We start from the raw sequence: 247 nt of genomic DNA on the forward strand, positions 1-247 counted from the left end.
TCGGCGTGCTGTCGCTTGCATTCCCGGCGATTCTCGGAAACGGACGCGCTCTGGGTCAGATTGCGTTCGATGTGGCCATCCCGGTCGGGTTGCTGGCAGCGTTGCTTGTCTTCAAAGTGGTGGCGACGGTCGGCACGATCGGCAGCGGCGCCGCCGGTGGAACGCTGACGCCGTCATTGGCCATCGGTGCGGCGGCGGGTGCGCTAGCCGGCGCGGCCTGGAGTGCCCTGTGGCCGGGTGTTCCTCC

1 protein-coding gene is annotated in these 247 nt (G+C 68.4%); it reads left to right on the forward strand.

Going from position 1 to position 247, the window contains the following annotated elements:
* Window positions 1–247 (forward strand): chloride channel protein (locus SB719_RS21870; RefSeq protein ID WP_412159991.1); only part of this gene is annotated, 247 nt, incomplete at both ends.

The organism is Pantoea sp. SIMBA_079 (genome assembly GCF_046940275.1).
GTDB classification, from domain to species: Bacteria; Pseudomonadota; Gammaproteobacteria; order Enterobacterales; family Enterobacteriaceae; genus Pantoea; species Pantoea borealis.